The organism is Sulfitobacter brevis (genome assembly GCF_900112755.1).
GTDB classification, from domain to species: Bacteria; Pseudomonadota; Alphaproteobacteria; order Rhodobacterales; family Rhodobacteraceae; genus Sulfitobacter; species Sulfitobacter brevis.
The window spans coordinates 22,146-44,089 of sequence record NZ_FOMW01000008.1; the positions used below are offsets into that span (position 1 = coordinate 22,146).

The window sequence follows — 21,944 nt, forward strand, 5'->3', positions numbered from 1 at the left end:
TCAATGGAAATAATCGGCGCCACGGATGTTGGGATGGGTGATGGCAGGCTCCTCCGTGGCGCGGGTGTGGGGCTTGCTCTCCAGCCCATTCTTGAGAATGGATTGGAGTGACGAGTAAGAACGGGCGTTGATCTCGAGCGCGCGGCGGCACGCCGCATCAAGGCGGTCGGCACCGAACTTGTCGGCCAGCCGAATGACGCCCAGACAGCTCCGGTAGCCCTGTTCGGGGTGCTTGCGTTCACGCATCACAACCTCTGCGAAGGTGGCGACATTCGGCCCGACACGAGCGGCCCGTACGATGATACGTTGTGGTGTCCAATCCTCGCGGAACTTGTGGTGCGCCGGCATGTGGTCGCGCTGTGTCGAATGTTTGCCGTTTCCAGAGGTGCGCACATGGGAAGCAACACGCTGTCCAACGTGAAAGACTTCGACCGTGCGGGCGGTGAAGCGGGCCCACAGCTCTTTCTTCAGCAACTGATGGGGCACGGAGTAGTAATGTTTGTCGATCGCGACGTGATAATCGAGTCCCGCTCGGCACTTCTTCCATTCGGCATAGACATAGGGAGCCGTCGGCAGCGGCTTCAGAGCGGGCTTATCCAACTGCTCGAACAGCTGCCTGCGGCTGGACCCAAGATGTCGCGAGACTTTCTCGTTGAGCTGATCAAGCAGCGGGCGAATGGCAGCGTTCACATCCCCGAGGCTGAAGAACTGCCGATTGCGCAACCGCGCCAGAATCCAGCGCTCGACCAGCAAGACCGCCCCTTCGACCTTTGCCTTGTCCTTTGGTTTATGCGGCCGCGCGGGCACAACGGCTGTGTCGTAATGTGTGGCGAGATCCGCATAGGTTCGGTTGATCACAGGGTCGTAAAAGCACGCTTTGGTGACCCCGGCCTTCAGGTTGTCGGACACGACCTGCGCCGTCACACCCCCGAGGAAGCCAAAGGCACGCACATGGCTCGATATCCAGTCCGGCAGGCTCTGCGTCCACGTCGCTTCAATATAGGTGTAATTGGACGCGCCCAACGTTGCGACAAAGATCTGCGCTGTGCGCACCTCGCCGGTTTTGGGACAGACAACATCCACGGTGTGGCCGGCATAGTCGACAAACAGGCGCTCGCCAGCAGGGTGACGTTGACGCATCACCGGCGACAGCTTGCCTTCCCACCGCGTGTAAAGTTCGCAAAATCGGGAGTAGCCGTATCCCTCGGGGTGATCTGCGCGATATTCTTCCCACAAAAGCGACAGCGTTACGCCCTTCCGACGTAACTCGCGGTGGATATGTGCCCATTCAGGCTGGGTCGCACGATTTGAAACATCACGCGCTGTCCGCGGAAAAATCAGCCGCTCAAGGTCGGTGTCAGATATAGCTGGCGGCAGCGGCCAGACCACCTTAGCGTCCCGAGCGCGATCCAGATAACCCTGAAGTGTGGTGCGCCCAATCGCCAAGCTTGCCGCAATCTGTCGGGTCGACAGACCCTCCGCTGACAGCCGTAAAACGTCTCGAATCTTCCGCATAGACAATCTCTTCATCGGGCTTCCTTCGTGCCAAAAGAGCGGAAGGTAGCCGGTTACAGATTGCCTCGCAGCAGCACGTCACAGGGGGTGGCCGGATGCCCCGGAATCGTTGGCCGGATAAAATCGGAATGGGTGGCCGGATACTTTCGGAATCAGTGGCCGGATGACCCCGGAATACGCAGCCTACTGTTATTATCAGCGGACACGGCGATATCGAGGCGTGCAGGCGCGCGTTTCGCAATGGGGCAATTGATTTCCTCAGCAAGCCTGTGGACGAGCAAGACTTGATCGACGCGATCCAAAAAGGCCATGCGGAGCTTGAAATTCGCCAACAAGTCTCTGCTGAACGTGCAGAGGCGGTGGCGTTGGTGCAGCATTTGTCCGCACGCGAACAACAGGTTCTTGAGATGATCGCAAAGGGTCTGACGACCAAGCAAATCGCTGACGCGCTGAGCCTGTCGCCCCGCACAGTTGAAAGCCACCGTGCGGCCATTGCGGTCAAGGCGGGCACGTCCTCGGCGGCGGAATTGACCCGTTACTGGTTGGATGCACAGGCAGATTAACACACTGATCAGTAGAACTACGGACCCCTTTGCGGATGCTACGAATATCGCCGATCACAGCGGCGAATTAGAACAAGGGCATCAGTTCAACAAAAGGAAATATAAAATGATCCGTTCCATCGCACTTGCTGCAGCTCTGCTGACACCTTTCGCAGCCTTTGCCCAAGACCTGCCCACAGCACCTTACTTGCCGCTCGAGATGGCAACCACAGCCGCACAAGCCGCTGTCGCAGCATGTTCTGCTGAAGGCCACAACGTCAGCGTCGCAATCGTTGCGCGCAGCGGCGAGACTAAAGTGCTTTTGCGTGCCGACAGCGCAGGCCCGCACACCGTCGGGTCCAGCACAGGCAAAGCGTTCACATCCGCAAGCTTGGGCCGTGACACGGCAGGCCTTGCGGGGTTTATTGGTAGCAACCCTGAAAATGGTGGTCTACGCGATATGGACAGCCGTCTGGTGATCCAGGCTGGCGGACTACCCGTCCGGATCGGTGGCGCATTGGTTGGTGGCATCGGTGTCGGTGGCGCACCATCCGGCGCGATTGACGAGACATGCGCCCGTGCAGGTCTTGACGCAATCGGCGCTGAGTAACCCACACGGCCCGTCCCTTATTGGGGCGGGCCATTCAATTTGAAAGGTTACAACATGCGTCGTTTCTCACTGCTCGCTTTGGCAATCGGCACCGCTGGGTCTGCGATCGCGCAGACAGCCCCATCCGCATCAGACATCGCGTCTTATGCAGGTTTACATCTTGCGGCCCATGAGGGTGACGTGGATGAGATCAACCGTCTGATTGCAGCAGGAGCCGATGTGGATATCCGTGATCGGTCCCAGCGCACGCCTGCACACATCGCGGGTTTTGCATCACACGATGACGCGCTGACAGCACTGGCAAACGGTGGCGCTGATATGAACGCCTTGGAAAATCGCGCCTATGACGTGCTGACAATTGCCGCCGTCGCGGACGATCCTGAATTGGTATCGCTCGCAATGGAACTTGGGAACGCCCCGGACCAAATCACCAGCGTTTATGACGGCACAGCCCTTATTGCCGCAGCCCACCTCGGACATCACGACGTGGTCGCGCGTCTTGTCGAAGGTGGCGCACCTCTCGACCATGTCAACAATCTGGCATGGACGGCGCTGATTGAAGCGGTCGTATTGGGCGACGGTGGCCCTGATCATATCAAGACGGTGCAAATCCTCGTTGATGCTGGAGCAGATAAATCCATCGGAGATAGCGATGGGATATCGCCGCTGCAACATGCCATATCCCGCGGCTACGCCGAAATGGTCGAAATTCTGAAATAGGAGATATGGCGATGACCTTGCCAAATCGTACTGCTTCGGAATGGCTGCTGCGCTCACTAAGCTCGTTGCGAACTTCCCATAATCCACCCATCAGTCAATTTTACTTTCAGGCCGAAACACTTTAGTCGATTCGTAGAAACTTCTGGGATACTTACTGATGAACATTCGAGTTTGGCTTGTGGGATGTGCGGCTTTGCTGGTTGCAGCCTGCGGGGATGTGCAGAGCACGACTGGCAGCCCCTCCGAGGGGTTCTTCAAAGAATTGCCTGAGGGCGTTCTTGCAATCGCAGCAAATAACCAAGATCTGACCACCGTTCGGATAGACCCTGCTGATGGTTGTTATGTCTATCGACATGTCGGCCCTGTCGAAACGACATTTCTACCGCTTCGTGCGGAGAATGGCCGCCCTATTTGCAGCCGCCCAGCAGTGACTGGATGAATTGGAAAAGCGCTTGGCGCTTTTCTAAATTCTTCGCCCTAACTTAAGCGAGTTAGCTGTTTGCAGTGGCCAGTTCTTCCGGAGCATACAGGATCGCTGTGGAGCCAGAACTAACCTGCTCATAAAGATCATTTATGTGCGGCATAATCATCCGCACGCAGCCGGAACTGGCTCTGCCACCAATCGAACGTGGGCTGGGTGATCCGTGGATGCGCAGATATGTGTCTCTATTTCCAACAAAGAGATACAAAGCGCGTGATCCAAGCGGGTTTGAGGGCCCGGCATCCATGCCATCCGCATGCTGCTCATACAATTCCGGATCGCGCTTAATCATCGCCGGGGTCGGCGTCCAAGTTGGCCACTTAGCTTTGCGCCTGATGGAGTAAGTTCCCGGTTCATAGAGGTTACCCCGTGCGATGGCCACGCCGTACCTCATTGCGGTGCCGTTATCACGGATGTGATACAGATAGCGCGCAACAGCATCGACATGGATATCACCCGCAGTCAGGTTTGCATTTGCTTCGACCACGCGAGGAAGGAACCGCGATGCGACACCCCAAGGATTGGTTGTGCTGGGGTCATAACCGGCAGGCGTCACTTGCGCGTCCCATGCATCCCACTTCGACCGATCTGTTGTCGCTGCAACTGCGGATGAAATTGAAAGCGGTGCGGAAAATAGCGCTGCAGTAGAAATGATAAAATGGCGTTTGGTTAACATGTTTGTGCTCCTGATCGTCACGAACGTATCAAGTTTTCATCGGGATGTAATTACCTGCGCGTTCAGCATCGGGTAAAATGCCTGTGTACAGCAGTTAGGGCCGCAAGGGGTCATCACTTACCCAAGAGCGAGCGGCATAAATGTCCAAACGCCAAAACGTCGTTATAAAACGTCGTTATATTGTGCGGCGACATTCCGGATGTGTCCAGAGCGACCAATTTTGCTACGGTTTCAAAACTTTGTTAATTTCTAAGCCGCGCGCTACCGATCATTTTCCGGTCTTTGTTCGGTGCTGTTCAGAGGATAGCCAGAGGCTGGGCCGCGGAACGGCTGGAGCAGCAGGCGATCGATCCACAGATCTCGTTTGGTCCGAAACTGCTCGATGCCTATGGTCATCCCGACATGCCCCGCGCTTGGTTGTGCAAGATAGGTTCCCAAGAGCCGGTCCCACCATGGCAGGTTGAAACCAAAGTTGCTGTTGGTCTCTGAGGGCAAGATCGAATGATGCACTCGGTGCATGTCCGGTGTGACGATGATCAGACGCAGCAATGCATCCAGTCGAAACGGGAGCCGCACGTTCGAATGATTGAACAAGGACGTTCCGTTCAACAAGACTTCGAAGATCAGCACTGCAATGGCGGGCGGGCCAAGCGCCAGTATAAGAAGTAGCTTGATCGCCATGGAAATCAGGATCTCGAGCGGGTGGAAACGAACGCCGGTTGTCACATCAAATTCCAAATCCGCATGATGCACCCGATGCAAACGCCACAAGGCCGGAACCGCATGGAATAATACATGTTGCAGATAAATTGCGAGATCGAGCGCCAGAACTGCAAGGATCACTGCAATCCAACCGGGGACGGGAAACTGGTTGAATATCCCCCAGTCGTTTTCCGTGGCGATAGCCGCCAAGCCCACCGCCACAATGGGGAAAGCAAGCCTGACAAGCACGGAATCCAACACCACGAGGCCTAAGTTGTTCGACCATCTTACCAGCCGGGGAATCTCGACCCGTCGCCGTGGTGCTGCAAGCTCCCAAATGGCCATGACAATCAAGATGCCAAAAAAGACTGCCATCCGGATCGCAGGTTCATAGTTAATGATGTTTTCCAAAGCCGTAATTCCCTATGCCCAGCGATACCACAAGCCGGCCAGCAAAGTCTTGTTAGACATGCAGCGGCCATATCGATGAGTGCTCCGATATACTCGTGCCTACCGTCTCGAGCGCTAAAAAAACACCGATCTCGGCGGCTTCGCTGAACGCATAATGTGGCAGCCCGATTTTCTATTGTAAGGCGCTGGACGCTCCGAAGGTCAGGATCCGCTAAGACGTTTGCTATTCTCGTTATACATAGCGTGCCTAAAGTTCACTGGATGTCCCTAAACAACCTCAACTGTCGAATGCTCAATATTAAATTTGGAGCTCAGGACGTCTTTCACTTCCTGCTTTACAGATTTGATATTGTGCTCAGCATCAACCTCTATCTCCATCGTCACCATGGGCCGCTCTTGGGTAACTGACCAAGCGTGTATGTGATGAACGGCGGTGACGCCCTCGACGTCCTGCAGTAGGATTTCAGAGACCTGTCTTCGATCAAAACCTTTCGGGGCACCTTCAAGAAGGATGTGAGAACTTTCCTTCACAACTGCCCAGGCAGATTTCAGGATGATCAAAACGACAAGAACAGAGAGCAGCGGGTCAATAGGGGTCCAGCCGGTGTAGATGATTACAATAGAGGCGATCAGGGCTGCGACCGAGCCGAAAAGGTCCCCTGCGACATGGAGCGTCGCCGCTCGGACATTCAGGTTTTCGCTCTCGCCACGGGTCAGCATCCAGAATGAAACGAGATTGATCACCAGCCCGCCCACAGCAACCCACAACATGACCCCGCCAAGGATTTCTTGTGGGTCCTGAAATCGTCGGATCGCTTCGATAGTGATCCAGATCGCAATCGCAAACAGCGACAAGCCATTGACCAAAGCCGCCAGCACCGAAAACCGGTCAAACCCATAGGTTAACTTCCAATCCGCTGGCTTGCGGGCCAGCCGGATGGCGAACCACGCCAGCAAAAGTGAAGCAAAATCAGTCAACATATGACCTGCGTCTGCGATCAAGGCAAGAGATCCGGATACGACGCCACCGATAACCTCGGCGAACATGAACCCACCTGTCAGTATTGCCGCAATCGCAAGTTTGCGTTCGTTTTTTGGAACGTGGCTATGCCCTGGTTCGTCGTGATTATGATCGCTCACTCAGAATTCCTTCTCGATTTTTCGATCGGTATAAATCCGATGTTAATTTAACATATTTCGACTGTCGCCAAATTCCACCCATCAGTTTTTGATGCGCGTCGCGGCTAAAGTCAGTTCCCAGACAATACGTTCCAAAGGCCGCAACGTATCCAATGTCCGGATCGCATTCCCTCGCTGTTTATCTTGGTTATCATCGTGATGTCGTATCGCCCACGCGGGGCCAATGTGGGTGGTAGTCATCGATAACGATCGGATGGCTGTGCGATCGCCCGTCACGCAGGTGAGGATGATCCTCAGGCAAATCTTCATGTACATGTGCAAGAGCCTCTGCATCATTACGTGGCCAGAGGAGCACACCACCAACCAGTCCGAGAGCGGCCAATAACGCGAGGCTGACAAGGGCCGTCGCGGGTCCTGAGGCAGTGATCAGCCATCCGGCAAGCGGATAGGTTACCAGCCAGCAAGCATGGGACAGGGCAAATTGGGCGGCATAGACCGCAGGCCGGTCTTCGGGATGCGCCGAGCGCTTCAACAGCCGCCCTGAGGGGGTCAAAACAGTCGAATATCCGAGGCCGATGACAACCCATCCGGCGAGCAATAAATACCACTGCAGACCAATCACGATACCGATAGCAGCAAGTCCCAACAGGGTGACCACCAAGATCGCCGCACCCCCGATCATCACAGGTCGATCCGCCCAAGTATCCAACATTCGAGGGAGCACCAGTGCAGCAAGCATCGAGCCGCCGCCAAACGCGCCAAGCGCGATGGCGACTTGGGTGTCTCCCAGCCCCAAGTCAACTTTGACAAGAATGACCGTGTTTACCAACACCATCGCACCCGCTGCGGCCGCCGCAAGGTTCAGCGACAAAAGGCCCCGAAGACGCGGTGTCGCAAGGTAAATCCGCAACCCTCGCGTTGTTCGGTCATAGATCCCGCGCGGCGCTGTTTCTTGCGGGCTGGGAAGCATCACGGAAATCACCAGCAATGCGGAGCCTACGAACCCCACCACAGTGCCGAAGAACAACGTCTGATAGCTGACGACGGCCAGCAGAAGGGCGGCCAAAGCAGGACTAACCAGATTCTCCAGATCATAGGCCAAGCGAGAGAGGGACAGCGCGCGCGTGTATCGCTCTTCTTCCGGCAAGATGTCGGGGATGGTCGCCTGGAACGTCGGCGTAAAAGCGGCAGAGGCGGATTGCAGAACGAAGATCAACACATAGACCTGCCAGATTTCATTCACAAAAGGCAGGCAGAGGGCGACGGCGGCGCGGATCAAATCGAGGCTCACGAGCATCGTCCGACGGGGCCAGCGGTTGGCAAATGCGCCAGCGATCGGGGCTACCCCGACATAGGCGACCATCTTGATTGTAAAGACCAAGCCCAATACCAGCGCCGCGTTTTCGCCCGCAAGATCATAGGCGAGCAGGCCGAGGGCAATGGTGGCAAGACCGGTCCCTAAAAGCGCAATGATTTGGGCCAAAAACAGGTGGCGGTAAGTGCGGTCTGCAAGAATGGCGAGCATCATGACCTCTCAAAGGTATTTGGTGATGTCCTTGAAATCAGAGATCGTTCGCGCGCTTTCATCTTTGGGTGCAGCCAGTACCGCATCAAGACAGTGGTCGATGTGGTCCTGAATCAACGTGCGTTTGGCTTGCGCGATAGCCTTCTCGACGGCGTGAAGTTGCTGAGCCAGATCGACACAGGGCCTCTGCGCCTCGATCATGCTAATGACACTCAGCAAATGTCCGTTGGCACGTTTCAGCCGTTTCACGATTTCAGGGTGGGTTGCATGCGGCAAATGATCTGTCATAAGAAAGTTCTATCCCCCCGGAGGGGATAGAGCAAGCGGGCAGGCCACCCAGAACCCGTAGGAAAACGAGCAGGATGAAACGGCAGATTACAAGGCTCTTTCGGCACGCCCTGACCTTCGCCTTGGCGATTGGCATCCTGCTGGCCGCCAATGCACGCATCGTTTCGCACAATCCGCCGGACCTCGCCCAGATCGCAACACAGCAACAAACAAGTATCGAAGATCACGGCCATGAACACGTTGATCTGGTAGAGTTAGTGGACGCTTATCACGGGCACCCCCATGACATGGTTGACCATGATCATGCGGCGGCCATTCTGCCGCAGCGGCGAGAGGCCAGTTACCTCGCCCTTACGAGTACAGTCTGGATCATGATCGCTTCGGATCTGCCAGACCACAAACCAATCGATTTTGATCGACCTCCGCGCGGATAGACACGGCCTTTCGGCCTGCTCGTCCCATAACTTACCAAGCGGAAAATCTCAAAATGACACACAACCGAGCCTTTGGTTCGGGGGCAGACCTGCACGCGTTGCGCCGGCCCCTGATCCTACTGGCGATGATCCTGCTGGCCCTCACGGCCTTTGCATCATCTGCCTATGCCCATGCCGTCACCGCCGGTGACAAGGGCTATATCATGGAGGTCAGCGGGATGAAGCTGATCCCGTTCATGTATCTCGGGGCCAAACATATGGTCACGGGCTATGACCATCTGCTGTTCCTGTTTGGCGTCGTCTTCTTCCTCTACAAGATGAAGCACGTCGCCATCTATGTCAGCCTATTTGCCATCGGGCATTCAACCACCATGCTGGCCGGGGTCTACTTCGGCTGGAACTTCAGTTCTTACCTGATCGACGCCATCATCGGGTTGTCCGTCGTCTACAAGGCGCTCGACAATCTGGGCGCCTATCAGCGGTGGTTCGGCTTCCAACCCAACACTAAGGCCGCGACCCTGATCTTCGGGTTCTTTCACGGGCTGGGTCTGGCCACCAAAATCCTCGACTACAACATCGCCAAGGACGGGCTTTTGCCCAACCTTCTGGCGTTCAATGTGGGCGTGGAACTGGGCCAGATCCTCGCGCTTGCCGCGATCCTGATTATCATGGGCTTTTGGCGTAAGACGGCTGGCTTCTGGAAGCATGCCTATACCGCGAATGTCGTCATGATGTCGGCCGGGTTCATTCTGGTCGGATACCAGTTGACCGGCTTCTTTCTCACGTAACTCAAAGGAAAACTCGAAATGCACAATGGTAACAAACCCACCCCCGAAGACCTGCCGACCTCGGCGCAATTGTTGAAGTCGACTGCAATCGCGGCGGCCTCGGCTGTGGCGATCCTGACGCTGGTAGTGCTGCCTGCTGAATACAACATTGACCCCACCGGCGTCGGCAAAGCCTTGGGGCTCGCCGAGATGGGCGAAATCAAAACCCAGTTGGCGGAGGAAGCTGAAGAGGATCGTCTGATGCAGCTGCAGACCGCACCTGTGGTCGAAGAACAGTCCAGCGTCTCGGGCGGAATCTTTGGTATCTTCTTCGGAGCAGCCTATGCCGAAGAAGTCGTCGCGGCGGAATGGACCGAACAATACAGCCTCATCCTGACACCGGGCGAAGGGGCTGAGGTGAAGTTGGCCATGGAAGAAGGCGCTGAGGCTGAGTTTCTCTGGGTCGCAGAAGGCGGGGTGGTCAATTATGACCTGCATGGCGACGGCGGCGGCAAGGACATCAGCTATGAAAAAGGCCGGGCAGAGCCGCGCGGCGAAGGCGTTCTGACGGCCGCCTTTAGCGGCAATCACGGCTGGTTTTGGCGCAACCGCGACAAACAGGATGTGACCGTGACACTTTACGCGCGGGGCGATTACAGCGAGATGAAACTACCAAAGTAGAAGCGAGGTGGTCCCCCGCCATCTACGGGGGGATCACCACCAGCTACTTGGCCATAGCATTTTTGGCTAAATGTGCGTTCAGCAAGACCGGCTGAACGAGGATATCTATCGTTTACAGCACCACCAAGATCATCGCTCAATCGTCGGGTAGTAGTCATGGTGGTGCTGTAAAATTTCTGCACTAGATTTCTCATAGAGAAGTCCACGATCTGCAAGATGCAGCGGACATCACGCCACTGGTGTGCGCAAGCCAGATGAGTGGGAAAGAGGCATATTCCAGACGCGCCGCACGTATTCTTCGGTGATCTGCGCGACAAGCTGGAGGACCTCGATCGCAAAGGCTCCTACGCGACCTATTGCGCCAGCGAATTTCGCGCGAGCATCGCATTAAGCCTGCTTGCAGCGAATGGACATGATAACATTCACGATGTGCCCGTCAGTTGGAAGGCACGGACCGCCGCAGGCTATCCCACGGAGACAGAAAAGAAAGAATGAACATTGATATGGACAACGTAATCAACATCGACAGCAATCTCAGCGTCGCACGTTTTGCGCCCTGCTCGGCTGACCTAAAGAAGGCCGCCGAGCAGGGCTTTATGAGCATCGTGAACTTTCGCACCAGCGAAGAAAAACAGGAGGTCCAGCCCGGCGAGGAGCAGCGCTTGGCCGAGCGTGCGGGGCTCACATATCTACATCATCCAGTATCTGCGGAGACTTTGGATGATGTGACCGTCGATATATTCCGACACAGACTCGCCAAGCTGCCCACGCCAGTGTTGTTGCACTGCGCCTCTGGCAAGCGCGCGGGCGCAATGGCGCTGATGGCGCGGGCTGTGGAGGACGGGCTGACAGGTGAAGAGGCGATCGCGTTGGGTCAGAAATACGGTCTCGATTTATCCGAAGAGAAAATCGGTGCGTTTGTGAAGTCGTATGCAGATCGGAATGCTTGAGGATTAACTTTTGCCTGCGTGCAGTCCGATAAGAGCTTAGGCAGATCCCTTGAAATGATAAACAATGACGCATTTGCGTTCATTGGCTATTGTGAGGCTAAATCAACCGTAGGGATAAAGGGATGCTAGAGATGAAGCGACTGGTATTGGCGATTACTTTGTTATTTGCAGCTAGTGTGGGGCGCGCGGATGTCACTGTCGGCATCACCAAGGATATGCCGTCCGTCGCTGTGCAGACCCCCGGCGGTCTGGTCGAGATCAACAGGATTCAGGATACCGAGAACGAGATTAAAGGCGAGTGGGCTAAGACCTCGCGTCCGTGTCCCGACTTCTGCATCCAGCCCTTCACCCCCGCCGAAGGTGTGACCACGATCGGCGAGTTGGAGTTAATTGCGATGCTTCAGGACCCTGAGGCAGTTGTCGTCGACAGCCGCACCAGCGACTGGTTTCAGGGCGGCACGATCCCCGGCGCGGTCAATATCCCCTACACCTTCATCCTTGATCAATTGGGCCAGTTAGGCTGCGAGCCAGATTTTGACGGATGGATTTGCGACAGCGCAAAACCAGTGGCGCTGTTCTGCAACGGCATTTGGTGCGGGCAATCCCCGACCGCCATTCGCAACATGATTGAGGCGGGCTATCCCGCGGATCGTATCTCCTACTATCGCGGGGGCATGCAGGTCTGGCGCATGCTGGGTTTAACCGTGACAGGAGAGGACTGAGGGGCTCTTGTATAAGCGTGAGACCCTCAGTGTAAATGTTGCATTCTGAAGCGGCCACGGTAAGCTCGATTACAGGCTAACGCTCAGACCTGATGTGCCCATCTCCCTCCGGAAAACGCGGGAAATTGTATGAACAGCATTGCCGCAATACCGAGTTGTCTAAGACTGCTTTTCCGCTGCCTGCAGGCCTTTGTTTGCGGTGTCGGTCTCTGTTTCAGCAGCGTTGCGGTGGCACAGAGCGCCCCTAGCGAAGCCCGTATAGGGGTGCTGGCTTATCGCGGGTCCGATCAGTTGCAAATCAGATGGCTGGCTCTGCGCGATTATCTCAATGCAACAATTCCCGACTGGTCGTTCGAGATTGTCCCGATAACGCTATCCTCGGCCAATCAGCAGATTGATGCAGGGCAACTGGACTTTCTCATCACCAACCCGGGGCACTTTGTAGCACTGAATAAATCATATCGTCTCAGCGTGCTTGCCTCCCGTTCGCAGTGGAAGTCGGACGGCACCCTGTCTGGCGAATTTGGCAGTACGATCTTCACATTGAAAGGCAGCGGCATTGCTACGCTGAAGGATACCGCGGAAAAGTCGGTCGTCGCGGTTGATCGCAACGCTTTTGGTGGGTTTCAAATGGCGTGGTACGAGTTTGACCGCGCGGGTGTAGACCTGCTGGGGGGCGACCAAGACATTCGGTTTGTTGGCTTCCCCATGGATCAGGTGGTGCTGCAAGTTTTGGCGGGCAAGGCCGATGTTGGCATTGTGCGCAGTGGCCTGATCGAGGAGATGTCCCGCGAGGGGCGCATTGATCCAGAGGCTTTTGCCTACCTCAATACCAATGTGACCTATAGCCACCCTGACAGGGTAAGCACGGGGCTTTACCCGGAGTGGCCCTTCGTCGCGGTCGCAGGGACTAGTCAAACGCTGAAAAACAGGGTCACGCTGGCGCTGTTGCAAGCGCAGGGCAGCCCGATTGCCAAAACACTAGGCGTCACAGAGCTTTGGTCGGCGCCGGTTCCCTACCATGGGGTGCTAGAGGTGCTGGAGGCGTTTAAAGCCCGCACCGCGCGGCCGCAGATTGAAAGCCCATGGCCCATTCGCCTGTGGTTCGGTGGTATCTTCATCCTAGCGCTGATCGCCGCAGGCTTGATCTGGCAGCGGCTGCGGTCAATCAGTACGCCCCGCGAAGAAATTTCAGACCCACCGGATAAAGCCGAAGAAGCGGGTCTAACCCGTAGGGAGCGGCAAGTGCTTGCTCTTGTGGCGCAGGGAGATTCCACCAAAGAGATTGCGATAAAACTGCGGATCAGCCCCAAAACAGTAGAGTTTCACCGCGCGAATCTTTTGCGGAAGTTTGGTGCGCGCACCTCGAGCCAGCTCGTCGCGTTGGCAACCTAGGGTAAGCCCTAGGCGAATTTGGCGCAAAGCTCAGGGCTTCGCTTAGGTTTCACGATCACCCATTCCTGCCATGATTTCCGTGCCCGTGTTTCAAGGGCGAAATCCAGGGAGGATCTTATGAAACGTATTTATTTGATGTGCTTATCCGTCGTGCTACTCGCGGCGGCAATGGTTGCGCAAAGCAGCGATGCCGAGGCGAGCGAGCGATATGGCAAGCAAAAGGTCGTGTATCATATTAACTATGACGGCGGCCCGGAGGACAAGCTTTACCGCGGTGCGATGCAGAATATCCAAAACCACATTAACGCGGTTGGCGAAGAGAACATCGAAGTCAAGATCGTCCTGCATGGCAACGGGCTGGGGCTTTTGTCACAGGCGAAAAGCAATGAGAGCCTGCAGGGTCAGATTTTGGGACTGAAAGGTCAGAACGTCTCCGTACACGTCTGCAACAACACGTTGCAGGGTCGAAATATCTCGTATGAGAACGATCTGTTCGACGTGTTTCAGGAAGACATTGTGCCAAGCGGCGTGGCCGAACTCTCGCATCTTCAGCAAATGGGTTATACTTATATTAAACCCTGAGCCGAGCTAATGCACGCCGAAGTGGGAAGCTGTGTTGCTTGAGGCTGACGCACGAGATGCCCTTGTTTGTCTCGTGCGCCAGTCTTTTCCGCGTATAGTTTGGCCACCAATGGGCTCTCAGGGTTCACTTGCTCCCTGCAAACCGAAGAGTCGCACGAAGGCCACCAGTAAACCGATAATCGAAAACGGCTGGAAGCGAGACGTTGCACATCTGAAATCTGGCGTCATGGGTAGCTATCGCGCGCAGCACCTTGCAATCCATTCAACGCCAGTTTTACCTTTGACCGGGCCGGCGTGTGCAGCCCGGTCAAGTTTTCCAATACTCTTACACGAATGCCTGCGGGTCGGCAGCGCCCTCAGGCGCGGGCCAGAGCCACAGCTTCGAGAAGTGCTGCTTTGTCCATCGCGCCGGGGTATATTGTTGTCCCGATAATGAAGGCGGGCGTTCCCTGTAAACCCATGAGCGATGCCTGCTTTGAGTTGCGGCCCAGAAGCCCGTCCCATTTAGCTCGATCTGCTTTGTAGGCGGCTTCCAGTGCGGAGGGGTCGAAGCCGGCGTCAGAAAGTGTCTGGCGCACGATCTCATCCGACAAACGGCCCTCCGTCGCCATCAGCGCATCACTGGCTTTCTCATAGCCACCGCCTTTGGCGGCTCCGAGGGCCAGTTGGCTTGCAGTCACGGAAGGCGCACCGAAGATGGGCCAGTCCTTCATCACCAAACGAATGTTTCCATCGTTCTCCACCACATCGGTCAGAATAGGGTGGTTGGCTTTACAATAGGGACATTGGTAGTCGAAATACTCTACAATCGTGACGTCGCCGTCAGGGTTGCCTAGCACCGGATTGTCTGGGTCGAACAGCACTTCATCGATGGTCATATCGGCAGTTTCAGCCTTGGCCGCCCCACCTGCAAAGGTCAGGCTGCTTGCGGCGATAAAACCTGCTGCGGTTCCGAGAATGGTGCGTCGCGTTACAAGTGTCATGTGTTGTCTCCTGAGTTTAGGATTGTATCGGAATTGGCAATTGCTTGCCCCGCGAGTGGGACGGTGCCCAAGCCGCTTTCTTCTTCGCTCAGCACGACAACCTTGGCGCCTGACGCCACCCTGTCGTGCAAATCGACGATGTCTTGGTTGAACAGGCGGATGCAGCCTGCCGATTGTGCCCTGCCGATGGAGCCGGGGTTGTTGGTGCCGTGGATGCGATAAAGCGTGTCGCGGCCATCCTTAAACATATAGAGAGCCCGCGCGCCGAGTGGGTTGTCGATCCCGCCCTCCATGCCGCCACGATGCGGCGCATAAAGGTCAGGATCGCGTTTCAGCATGTTGGGCGTTGGCGTCCAGCGCGGCCAGGCGCGTTTGAACGGGATGTTGCCCGTGCCCGAAAAGCCGCGCCCTTGGTCCCCGACCGCGACTCCATATCGCATCGCAGTGTTGTCCTCCATCACGAGGTAGAGAAAACGAGCGAAGGGATCGACCACGATCGTGCCGGGTTTTTCCTTGGTCCGATAGTCGACCAGTTGCCGCCTGTTGCGCTCTGACAAGAACGCATCCGGTACCGCGGGGATTGTCTCTTCTCCATCCTCTATTGCGCTGTAGATCATTTTCAATTCTGGATTTACCAACGGATTTGAAGCTGGCGCGGTTGCGAGCGGCTTGGCGGCCGGCTGCGCACAAGCAGCTAGAAACGGGAGCAAAAGCAGCGCAAGCGCCGCCCTCCCACGGGGGGTATCAATGAACATTGGGAACTCCTTTTAAGTCCTTGATCTGTGCGAGCAGGGCAGCCCGCGAAATCTCGCCGGTTCGCACCGATTGCAGGTGTCCGTCTGACGAGAAAAACAATGTGCTGGGTAGGCCGAGCATGTTCAGCTCGGCCATGAGGTTCATTTGGGGATCAAGGACCATGGCTCCTGTCCTGAGATTGAGGCGGGTAAGGAAATCGCGGATCGTTGCGGCGCTTTCTCCTTGGTTTGCGAAGGCGAATGTCACATCCTGCTCCGCTGCTGCGACCTCGGTCATCATCGGCATCTCGCGGCGGCAGGGCGGGCACCATGTGGCCCAGAGGTTTAGAACAAGCGGTCTGCCGTTTGTTGCCAAGGGTCTCGGATCGCCCCTATCAAGGCTTGCGTAAAGTCCCTCTGGCAGTTGCCGTAGGGCAGGAGCGGGCACCATCAGGCCGACGGCGATCGCGGTCGTTCCTGCCAGTGCGACGGCCGCAAACAGCGGCGCAAAGGTGCTTTGGTGGCGCCACAACAGGACCAGCAGTAAAACGGTCACCCCGCAAATACCTGCGAGCGGATCGAACCCGCCCTGCCAGAAGGCAAAGACATCACGTGGGGATGCCGCGAAGCCGGACAGGTTCGCCAATACGAAACCGACCCGTGCCGTGACCACCCAAGTCACTACCGTGAGCGTCGTGGCCCAATGAATTGCTTTCGCATGCTCTGGCCGCAGACGTGCAGTTAATTCGGAGACAATCAGCAACACAGCCGCAGCAACGAACGCGAGTACCTGTGCCTGTGAGAACACGAGGGGTCCGATAGCAATTGGGTTCATCGGATTGCCTTGAGTGAGGCCAGCACCCGCACCGCCGTCGTATCACCTACGATGCGCGTCGTTGCTGCCTCTTCTCCGCTGCGGTTCAGAAATACCATCGTCGGAGGACCAACGGCCCCTAATTGGTCGAGCATCTCTTGCCCCTGCGGCCCGAAGTCGGACAGGTCCACAGCGATGCTGGCGACGTCTTGCAAAGCCGTCTGAACAGCGGGATCGTTCCAAACTTCGCGTTCAATTACCTTGCAGGTGACGCACCAATCCGCCGTGACATAGATCAGTGCCGGACGGCCTTTGACTGACCTGAGTGCTGCGCTCAGCGCAATGGAGTCTGTCACCTCCGCGAAGCTGGACTTGGCGCCTTGGGCCTGCGGTGCCGCGTTTGATTGCGCCAGCATTGCCAGCGGTCGCAGCGGGTCGCTGCCGCCCATCGCCGCACCAACAGCCATTAAAGCTCCGAAGATCAGCGCGGCGATACCAGCGGTCTTGCCCAGCCGAGCCCACGCACCCGATTCAGGCGACAGACTGTCAAAGGCACCCGCAAACACGCCCGCTGCAATCAAAAGGACGGACCAAGCCGTGAGGATCCCCGCTCCGGGATTGATGCGGCCAACCAGCCAGATCGCCATCGCAAGGAAAACGAATCCGAACACAGGCTTAACCCTGTGCATCCACGCCCCCGCCTTTGGCAGGACCCGTGGCCCAAGCGTGCCTGCGATCAGCAATGGAATACCTTGGCCGACACCCAGCGCGAACAGCGCGCCCGCCCCAAGGGCGACATCGCCGGTACCGGCGATATACAGCAACGCTCCGGCCAGCGGCGCCGTAACGCAGGGGCCCATGATCAAAGCGAGGTGAATCCAAGTGCCGCAGCGCCGGTAAATGTGCCGCGTGACCCTTTTCCTACGCCGGATAGTTTGCTGGTCCAAGCAGCGGGAAGCTGCAACTCGAATGCGCCGAAGTTGGACAGGGCAAGAAGGGCAAAGATCGCGGCGACCGTGTAAAGCGCCGCTGGCGATTGCAGCACCATCTGAAGGTTCTGACCAGACCAAGCCGCCGCCACACCCAGCAGGCCGAATGCCGAGGCCATCGCCAACACGTACACGCCCGACAACGCAGCCCCGCGCCGCGCGGTCAGCTCGGCTCCCTGGCGTGTCAACAGACCGGCAAGGATCGGATACATGGGAAACATGCAGGGGGTGAAGGCCAGCAACAGCCCGAAGAAGAGGAACCCCGCGAGCACCAGCGCCACCCCACCGCGTGCCTGCAGCCCTTCGAGCATGCCCTCGTCGCCTGCGAGATTAAGTTGAGGGGGGGCACCGACAGTCGCGGGGACTTGCGCGGCGACCTCGACCGCACTCAAAGCTTCCTGAACCGGCGGGTAGCAGATGCCGTAATCCTGACAGCCCTGATAGGTCACGACCAGCGAACCTTCGACAGCAGCGAATGCTACCTGAGCTTCGTCATAGTAGATTTCGACCGACCCGAAGGTCGGATCGTCCTTAGTGACTCCGGGCTGAGTGGTGATCGCAACCGCTTTGCCATCGGAAGTTTCTACCTTGAAGAACTCGCGGTAGAGATAGTAGCCCTCCGCGATGTCCCAGCTCAGCAATCTGCTGCCATCACCGTCGACAGAAGCCGTCATCCGGAACGCTTCGGCGACGGGCAGGGGTGCGGACAAGCTGCCGGACCGCGCTTGTACGGATAACGCCTGTGCGAACAGGAGTGATAGCGACAGGGCCAACCTTAGGAAAAATAGGCCGAGGGCGCGCGGTGTGTAGATTAATGAGGGCTGTTTCATGCGGGCTTGCTCGCCTCCCCGCCTTAAGCGAGGCTTAAGGCAAGCCCTGCATTCGGTAGAAAGAGTATTTTTGAAGGGCACCTGATGCGCATCCTGATCGTTGAAGATGACGAGTCGCTGGCCGAGGGCCTCTCGGTCGGATTGCGGCTGTCAGGTCTGACCCCTGAACTGGTCGGTACCGTTGCGGATGCGAATGAGGCGCTGTTGCAGGGCGGGTTCAGCGCAATCGTGCTCGACATCATGTTGCCGGACGGGTCCGGTCTGCAATTCCTCGACGCCCTGCGCAGGGCAGGGGACAAAACGCCGGTGTTGCTACTCACCGCATTGGATCAGGTGCAGGACCGCGTTGCAGGTTTGGACATCGGTGCGGACGACTATCTGGGCAAACCCTTCGATCTGGATGAGGTCGCTGCCCGGCTTCGCGCGATTGTGCGACGGGCCGAGGGGCGCGCCGACGCGACACTGCAGTGGAACGGGCTCGCGTTGGATCCGGCGCGGATGATCGGCAGCAAGCAGGGCCGTCAGATCGAGTTCTCGCCTCGGGAATTCACCATTCTAATTGCTCTGCTCGAACGGCCGGGCGGGATATTGTCCAAAGCCAGTTTGGAAGAACGGATCTACGGCTGGCAGGACGGTATCGAAAGCAACGCTGTTGAGGTTCACATTCATAAATTGCGCGCCAAGCTCGGAGCGGACTTCATTCAAACCGTGCGTGGCGCGGGATATCGGCTGGCAGGAGATTCCGCATGAACTCGATCCGGATACGCCTATTCACCATCCTCATTGTCGCAACGGGGATCGTCTGGCTCTCCGCCTTTTCGTGGGTTCAACAATCCACCCGCGCAAAGGTGGAGCGGGTGTTGGATGCGCGACTGGCAGAAGCTGGCCAGATGGTTTCCTCGCTGATTTCCGATCGCAGGATTGACGTCGCACAGGCCACGGCACTCGCCACAGACAAATTCAGCAGGTCAATAGCGGCTCCTGACTCGGCGGAGTATTCCCACAAGTTGTCTTGTCAAATTTGGTCGTTGGAAGGGGTCTTGGTAGGTAGCTCCGCGAGCGCTCCGGTGGGTAAGCTGACCGACAATGACACGGGGTTCAGCACCAGTCTGGTAGATGGCGAGGAGTGGCGGGTCTATTCGGTCGTGAACGAAGAACTTGGGATGCGCATACTTGTGGGTGATAGCTATGTGGTGCGCGACCGGCTGGTTCGCGACGTAACAACCGGTCTGCTTTTGCCTGCGCTCTTTATGTTCCCCATCCTCGCATTGTTGATCTGGTTTAGCGTGCGCCGGGGGTTGCGCCCGCTTGACCAGATGGCCGAAGCGTTGTCAGACCGTGCGGCAGATGACCTCAGCCCAGTGTCTGTGCTGCCCCTGCCTCAAGAAGTTAAGCCCATGGGTAATGCGTTGAACGGGCTCTTCTCAAGGGTGGCAGACATGCGGGAGCGCGAAAAGTCGTTCACCTCTTTTGCTGCGCATGAATTGAAAACCCCCTTGGCGGGGATCAAGACGCAAGCCCAAGTGGCGGCGATCTCGCAAGATCCGGCAACGCGCCTGCAAGCGCTGAACCGCATCCAACAAGGGGTCGAGCGCGCCGACAGGATGGTGCGCCAATTGCTGGCACTTGCCGCGCTGGAAGGGCAGGAAAGCGCAAGCCACGCTAAGGCCTCTGTGGCCTCAGTGGTCCGCGACGTGGCCAGCGACCTGACCCGCATCGCCACTGACCGGAACATCGGGATCGACATCAAAGACCTCGACGCCGGAGGGATGCGGGCTGATGCAATCTTGCTCAGTGTTGCGGTACGCAACGTGGTGGAAAACGCGATCATTGCTGCGCCGGACGACAGCCGGGTCGAGATTGCGGTCATAGGCGGTGCCGATGGCTGTCTTGTCACAGTTTCAGACCGTGGGCGCGGCATCGCTGATGCCGACCGGTCTCAGATTTCAGATCGCTTTTTCCGCGGTAAAGGCGCTGCGGATGGCGGAAGTGGCTTGGGGTTGTCTATCGTTGCCACGGCCTTGCGTCGACTGGGTGGGGAGATCGAGTTTCGGCCGCGTGCAGGTGGTGGCGAAGTGGTGACGCTGCGCTTGCCGAGCCATACCGATAACCAAGGCTGACGAGGGGACGCCACTATTTTCCTCCAAGATCTCTGATTGCCAGTTCAACGCAGCAGCCGGGATGAAATTTGGTAGGAGCGGTGACGCGATGCATATGATAGCGGGTAAGGGGCTGGCCGAAGATGGTTGCGGACGCGCACCATCCTTTTCGAAACAATTCCATAGCAGCAGCGTTGACCAACGAGTTGCGAAACAGACCGAAAGGGGTTTTCGATGGATTATACGATCAATCGCCTGATAGCAGACGCCGACTTTAAAGATGTGGATGCACGCACCCGTGCGGCTTTGGCTGACAAGGGCTTCGGCATTTTGACCGAAGTCGATGTCACCGCCACCATGAAAAAGAAGCTCGACATCGAGATGCGGGCTTACAGCATCTTGGGCGCGTGTAATCCGAAGATGGCCCATCAGGCCATCGAAATCGAGCCGCGTGTCGGCGCGATGTTGCCGTGCAATGTGATCCTGCGAGACGTCGAGGGCGGGGTCGAGGTCAGCGCGATTGACCCTGTGGCGTCAATGCAGGCCATTGATAACCCAGAACTACACGCCGTGGCCGGACAAGTGCGAGACTTGCTGGCCGACGCCATCGCTGCCATTTGATGAGCGTGCGTGGCTATCTCCTTACAGCGATTGCCGTTCTCGGGATCGCCGCGCTCGGGATTTGGTGGCTTTCGCCTTCGACATTTGGCGATCTCCGACAGCTTTTGAACCGCGACGCGCTTGAGCAACTGGTCGAGCAATCCGGTCTGTGGGGGCCGCTGGTGATTATTGGTCTGATGATCCTTGCCGTCGTTGCCAGCCCGCTCCCTAGCGCCCCGATTGCCATGGCTGCAGGCGCCGCTTACGGCCATGTCTGGGGAACGGTTCAAGTTGTCATTGGGGCTGAAATAGGCGCTCTGATCGCCTTTGGCCTTGCCCGTGTGCTAGGGCATGACACGCTGCGGCGAGTGTTCGGAGAGCAGATCGACACGGGATTATTCGGGTCGCAGAACGCGCTGACTGGGACAGTGTTTGTCAGCCGTCTGATGCCGTTCCTCTCGTTTGACCTCGTCAGCTATGCGGCGGGCCTCAGCAATCTGCATGCTTGGCGTTTTGCCTTGGCGACGCTGGCCGGGATCATACCTGCCAGCTTCTTGATTGCCCATGTCGGCGCCGAAGCCGTGAGCGGAGATATGGGGCGAGCCACTTGGGCGGTGCTTGGTCTTGGCCTCGTCACAGGTCTGCCCATACTTTGGGTCGCGGTCCGTCAGCGTGGTAACAAGAAGAGCAGTTAACGTTGGGCAGTTTACGTATGTCCGATTATTACACGTAGCATGAGGCTGCCTCCGTCCGA

25 protein-coding genes and 1 pseudogene are annotated in these 21,944 nt (G+C 57.2%); 15 read left to right on the forward strand and 11 right to left on the reverse strand.

The features are described from left to right. Entirely contained in the window at positions 1–1,530 is a 1,530-nt protein-coding gene (istA, locus tag BM174_RS11820) for an IS21 family transposase (RefSeq protein WP_093924078.1), read from the reverse strand. 254 nt (positions 1,531–1,784) lie between these two features. Here istA and BM174_RS11825 point away from each other — a divergent pair, with 254 nt between their 5' ends. The 3 genes from BM174_RS11825 to BM174_RS11835 all read left to right on the forward strand — a co-directional run bounded on the left by BM174_RS11825 (position 1,785) and on the right by BM174_RS11835 (position 3,387). Beyond that, positions 1,785–2,078, forward strand: a complete 294-nt coding sequence (locus tag BM174_RS11825; protein WP_245766345.1) for a response regulator transcription factor — start codon at positions 1,785–1,787, stop codon at positions 2,076–2,078. A 106-nt stretch (positions 2,079–2,184) separates the two neighbouring features. Beyond that, positions 2,185–2,667 carry a GlcG/HbpS family heme-binding protein gene (locus tag BM174_RS11830; protein WP_093924079.1) on the forward strand — a complete coding sequence of 161 codons (483 nt, stop codon included), beginning with the start codon at positions 2,185–2,187 and terminating at the stop codon, positions 2,665–2,667. 54 nt (positions 2,668–2,721) lie between these two features. Further along, a complete protein-coding gene (locus tag BM174_RS11835) occupies positions 2,722–3,387 on the forward strand; it encodes an ankyrin repeat domain-containing protein (protein ID WP_093924080.1) in 666 nt (221 codons plus the stop codon). Positions 3,388–3,878: 491 nt separating this feature from the next. On the opposite strand, the gene BM174_RS11845 is transcribed toward BM174_RS11835, so the two are convergent. The 5 genes from BM174_RS11845 to BM174_RS11865 form a co-directional block, all read right to left on the reverse strand. Beyond that, positions 3,879–4,544: a L,D-transpeptidase gene (locus tag BM174_RS11845; protein WP_093924082.1), complete on the reverse strand. Its 666-nt coding sequence runs from the start codon at positions 4,542–4,544 to the stop codon at positions 3,879–3,881. A 261-nt stretch (positions 4,545–4,805) separates the two neighbouring features. Continuing rightward, positions 4,806–5,657 (reverse strand): sterol desaturase family protein, encoded by an 852-nt coding sequence (locus BM174_RS11850; RefSeq protein ID WP_245766346.1) that lies wholly within the window; start codon positions 5,655–5,657, stop codon positions 4,806–4,808. Positions 5,658–5,924: 267 nt separating this feature from the next. After that, positions 5,925–6,797: a cation diffusion facilitator family transporter gene (locus BM174_RS11855; protein ID WP_245766347.1), complete on the reverse strand. Its 873-nt coding sequence runs from the start codon at positions 6,795–6,797 to the stop codon at positions 5,925–5,927. A gap of 190 nt (positions 6,798–6,987) precedes the next feature. Next, on the reverse strand, positions 6,988–8,322 hold the full coding sequence (locus tag BM174_RS11860) for an MFS transporter (RefSeq protein WP_093924251.1): 1,335 nt from the start codon (positions 8,320–8,322) through the stop codon (positions 6,988–6,990). 9 nt (positions 8,323–8,331) lie between these two features. Beyond that, positions 8,332–8,610, reverse strand: coding sequence for a metal-sensing transcriptional repressor (locus BM174_RS11865; RefSeq protein WP_093924083.1), 279 nt, complete (start codon positions 8,608–8,610; stop codon positions 8,332–8,334). 74 nt (positions 8,611–8,684) lie between these two features. On the opposite strand from BM174_RS11865, the gene BM174_RS11870 reads away from it, so the two are divergent. The 8 genes from BM174_RS11870 to BM174_RS11905 all read left to right on the forward strand — a co-directional run bounded on the left by BM174_RS11870 (position 8,685) and on the right by BM174_RS11905 (position 14,141). Beyond that, positions 8,685–9,044 (forward strand): hypothetical protein, encoded by a 360-nt coding sequence (locus BM174_RS11870; protein ID WP_093924084.1) that lies wholly within the window; start codon positions 8,685–8,687, stop codon positions 9,042–9,044. A gap of 53 nt (positions 9,045–9,097) precedes the next feature. Next, positions 9,098–9,832, forward strand: coding sequence for a HupE/UreJ family protein (locus BM174_RS11875; RefSeq protein WP_093924085.1), 735 nt, complete (start codon positions 9,098–9,100; stop codon positions 9,830–9,832). An 18-nt stretch (positions 9,833–9,850) separates the two neighbouring features. Next, the gene (locus BM174_RS11880; protein WP_093924086.1) at positions 9,851–10,492 is read left to right on the forward strand and encodes a transmembrane anchor protein; all 642 of its coding nucleotides are present in this window, start codon (positions 9,851–9,853) and stop codon (positions 10,490–10,492) included. Between the two features lie 258 nt (positions 10,493–10,750). After that, complete coding sequence (locus tag BM174_RS11885; RefSeq protein WP_093924087.1) at positions 10,751–10,987, forward strand: rhodanese-like domain-containing protein; 237 nt, start codon at positions 10,751–10,753, stop codon at positions 10,985–10,987. 8 nt (positions 10,988–10,995) lie between these two features. Continuing rightward, a complete protein-coding gene (locus tag BM174_RS11890; protein WP_093924252.1) occupies positions 10,996–11,442 on the forward strand; it encodes a protein tyrosine phosphatase family protein in 447 nt (148 codons plus the stop codon). Between the two features lie 131 nt (positions 11,443–11,573). After that, positions 11,574–12,164 (forward strand): rhodanese-like domain-containing protein, encoded by a 591-nt coding sequence (locus BM174_RS11895; protein ID WP_093924088.1) that lies wholly within the window; start codon positions 11,574–11,576, stop codon positions 12,162–12,164. A 228-nt stretch (positions 12,165–12,392) separates the two neighbouring features. Beyond that, positions 12,393–13,559 carry a PhnD/SsuA/transferrin family substrate-binding protein gene (locus BM174_RS11900; RefSeq protein WP_177209472.1) on the forward strand — a complete coding sequence of 389 codons (1,167 nt, stop codon included), beginning with the start codon at positions 12,393–12,395 and terminating at the stop codon, positions 13,557–13,559. A gap of 117 nt (positions 13,560–13,676) precedes the next feature. Next, positions 13,677–14,141: a DsrE family protein gene (locus BM174_RS11905; RefSeq protein ID WP_093924090.1), complete on the forward strand. Its 465-nt coding sequence runs from the start codon at positions 13,677–13,679 to the stop codon at positions 14,139–14,141. Between the two features lie 356 nt (positions 14,142–14,497). On the opposite strand, the gene BM174_RS11910 is transcribed toward BM174_RS11905, so the two are convergent. The 5 genes and pseudogenes from BM174_RS11910 to BM174_RS21235 form a co-directional block, all read right to left on the reverse strand. Next, positions 14,498–15,124 (reverse strand): DsbA family protein, encoded by a 627-nt coding sequence (locus BM174_RS11910; protein WP_093924091.1) that lies wholly within the window; start codon positions 15,122–15,124, stop codon positions 14,498–14,500. Next, complete coding sequence (locus tag BM174_RS11915; RefSeq protein ID WP_245766348.1) at positions 15,121–15,741, reverse strand: L,D-transpeptidase; 621 nt, start codon at positions 15,739–15,741, stop codon at positions 15,121–15,123. The genes BM174_RS11910 and BM174_RS11915 overlap by 4 nt, the downstream gene beginning before the upstream one ends. Before the next feature lie 127 nt (positions 15,742–15,868). Then, on the reverse strand, positions 15,869–16,693 hold the full coding sequence (locus BM174_RS11920; RefSeq protein ID WP_093924093.1) for a TlpA family protein disulfide reductase: 825 nt from the start codon (positions 16,691–16,693) through the stop codon (positions 15,869–15,871). After that, entirely contained in the window at positions 16,690–17,361 is a 672-nt protein-coding gene (locus BM174_RS21230) for a thioredoxin family protein (RefSeq protein ID WP_483883279.1), read from the reverse strand. The genes BM174_RS11920 and BM174_RS21230 overlap by 4 nt, the downstream gene beginning before the upstream one ends. Continuing rightward, positions 17,353–18,491: pseudogene (locus tag BM174_RS21235) on the reverse strand (cytochrome c biogenesis protein CcdA); the annotation flags it as partial. The gene BM174_RS21230 and the pseudogene BM174_RS21235, both read right to left, overlap by 9 nt. A gap of 84 nt (positions 18,492–18,575) precedes the next feature. On the opposite strand from BM174_RS21235, the gene BM174_RS11930 reads away from it, so the two are divergent. The 4 genes from BM174_RS11930 (at position 18,576) to BM174_RS11945 (ending at position 21,885) form a co-directional block, all read left to right on the forward strand. Continuing rightward, on the forward strand, positions 18,576–19,241 hold the full coding sequence (locus BM174_RS11930) for a response regulator (RefSeq protein ID WP_093924094.1): 666 nt from the start codon (positions 18,576–18,578) through the stop codon (positions 19,239–19,241). Next, positions 19,238–20,611: an ATP-binding protein gene (locus tag BM174_RS11935; RefSeq protein ID WP_093924095.1), complete on the forward strand. Its 1,374-nt coding sequence runs from the start codon at positions 19,238–19,240 to the stop codon at positions 20,609–20,611. The genes BM174_RS11930 and BM174_RS11935 overlap by 4 nt, the downstream gene beginning before the upstream one ends. Before the next feature lie 213 nt (positions 20,612–20,824). After that, positions 20,825–21,211, forward strand: coding sequence for a DUF302 domain-containing protein (locus BM174_RS11940; RefSeq protein ID WP_093924096.1), 387 nt, complete (start codon positions 20,825–20,827; stop codon positions 21,209–21,211). Then, positions 21,211–21,885 carry a TVP38/TMEM64 family protein gene (locus BM174_RS11945; protein WP_093924097.1) on the forward strand — a complete coding sequence of 225 codons (675 nt, stop codon included), beginning with the start codon at positions 21,211–21,213 and terminating at the stop codon, positions 21,883–21,885. Before BM174_RS11940 ends, BM174_RS11945 begins: the two co-directional genes overlap by 1 nt. The last annotated feature ends 59 nt before the right edge of the window (positions 21,886–21,944 follow it).